Genomic DNA, 2,047 nt, shown 5'->3' with positions numbered 1-2,047 from the left:
AGTCTTGCATCATGATCGTGGACAACGGGATCTAGTACTTTGGTAGTAGAAGCCTCTCCATTCATCATAGAAGATAATAGAAAGTGCAGCAACTGTTATCTACCGGTCACTCTCCTTTTTCCCGTTTTTTCGATAGAGAAACCACTTTTTTTGCGCGGGCGGTTGAGGTAGTAGGAAAAGAGTCCGATGAGTCCAGCAGCGACTAAGCCAGCAAGCCCATATCCGATCCATGGCGCTGTTGCATCGACGCCGCCGAGTTTCTGGACGAAATAGCCGCCGAGGGACGTGCCGATCGCGGTGCCGATGCCCGAAACGAAATTGGAGATGCCAAAATATGCGCCAAGCAGCTCTTCTTGGGCAAATCTGCCGATCAGGCTGTCGATAACCGGCATCAACATCATTTCCCCCAGGATAAAGGTGAGCGCTGCTAAAGAGAGGGTGAGAAAATTGATCGCAAATCCCATCGCGAACAAGCCGGAACCGATCAGAAGCGTTCCTGCGGCAAGCGAAATGTACGGATTGATCCGCTCGATCAAAAAGCGGGAGAGCACTCCTTGCAACAGTACCACGGAAAAGGAATTGATGGTAAAAATCAGTCCAATATGCGCTGCTGAGCCAAGGACGTGTTCCCCTTTCAACGGCATCAACAGCGTGAATTGCGCGTAGAGCGCCCACAATAAGAAGGAAACCGCTGAGAACAAGACAAACGGACGATTGCGCCAAAGCGCCGTGTAAGTCGATAAGGGGAGCGGCTTGCAACCCGGCCCTTCGCAGCGGTCATTCGGTAAAAAGAGGCGGATCACCAGTGCCAAACCGGCAAAACTGACTGCGGCATAGAGAAATACGCTACGAGATACCCCGAGTGCAAGCAAGGCCATGGTTACGCCTGCAATCATAATCCCCAGGTGTGCCGCAATGCCTCGCCAGGAAAACGCCGCCGTCCGCTCGGATTCCGGGACAACGTCTGCAATCATCGCTTTTATCGTGGGAGCCAAAAATCCACTTCCCACCCCATTCACGACGGCAAAAAGCAGGAATGCGCCGTAGAAGTGGCTGATGGCGTAACCGCCCATCGCCAGCCCCTCCATCAATGCGCCCACCATCATGACCGTTCGATTGCCCAAGCGGTCGGCAAGCAAACCGCCAATCAGGCTCCCGATCGGATAGGTGACGCTCCCGACGCCGAGGAGCAAGCCGACTTCAGCGAGAGAAAACCCTCCGGCGCGTTCCAGAAAAATCGGAAAGGTTGGCGTGACCATAAAGGTAGCCAGATGCATGACGAGTACAATCGCCATCAGCATCGTATAGCCGCGGTTTTGTAAGAGTGATGCGATTTTTGAAGCCAAGTGAGCCACCCCCTGTTCATTGTGGTTAGTATTGAGGAGGGAAAGGGCAATTATACCCGTTTGCGCCTTTGCTAGGCAGAAGCGGAAAATGCTGCACATCGGGCTGATGTACCCATTTCCAACAATCTTTCCGGTACATATTCCTATAGAGAAGTATGAAAGCTGGGTAAAGATGCGGGAGGGAGCAGAAATGGGCGGGCTCTTTGATAATGAAATTTTTGAAGTCATTATCTGGATTGTAATCATTTTGTTTTTGGTTTCCATCTTTTTCGGTGATGGCGTCGATGGTGTGTAAATCGATCAATAGCGGATGTCAACGGGCATGCCATTGGAGCATGCCATTGTTCTTTTTTGCCCCATGATACATAAACAGCAGGACAAGTGCGTAAGTGTGTGTATAAGGGCAACCGAGCCCGCCAAAAGCTTGGGCAGCCACGTTTTCGAAAGTTGGGGAGTGTGCGAGATGGGGCAAGTCATCCTTACGCTATTTGTCGCCTACGGAATTGTGATCGGCGGTGCGGTTGTCGGCGGAATCGGAGCGTTTTTGACGGAAAAAGCGCCGCTGATCGTCATGCGGGATTTGGCCGTACAGTTGAAGATTTGGGGGTTGGTTGGCGCGCTAGGGGGCACGTTCGATTCTTTTCTGCAGATTGAAAAGATTTTATCTCTCAATTTTTCGCCGGTTATCTACCAGCTCATAC

General features: G+C 51.6%; 2 protein-coding genes. One reads left to right on the top strand and one right to left on the bottom strand.

What is annotated here, in order from left to right; translation table 11 throughout:
- Positions 1-95: 95 nt before the first annotated feature.
- Positions 96-1,346 (bottom strand): MFS transporter, encoded by a 1,251-nt coding sequence (locus EDM56_RS30875; RefSeq protein WP_246009599.1) that lies wholly within the window; start codon positions 1,344-1,346, stop codon positions 96-98.
- Between the two features lie 463 nt (positions 1,347-1,809).
- Here EDM56_RS30875 and EDM56_RS30870 point away from each other — a divergent pair.
- The coding region (locus EDM56_RS30870) for a YtrH family sporulation protein (RefSeq protein WP_122921742.1) at positions 1,810-2,047 on the top strand (238 nt) is incomplete at its 3' end.

Origin of the sequence: Brevibacillus fluminis (assembly GCF_003710825.1) — a bacterium.
Lineage (GTDB): Bacteria > Bacillota > Bacilli > Brevibacillales > Brevibacillaceae > Brevibacillus_D > Brevibacillus_D fluminis.
Note: the sequence above shows the minus strand (reverse complement) of the source record. Positions and strands in the feature narration are given on the sequence as shown.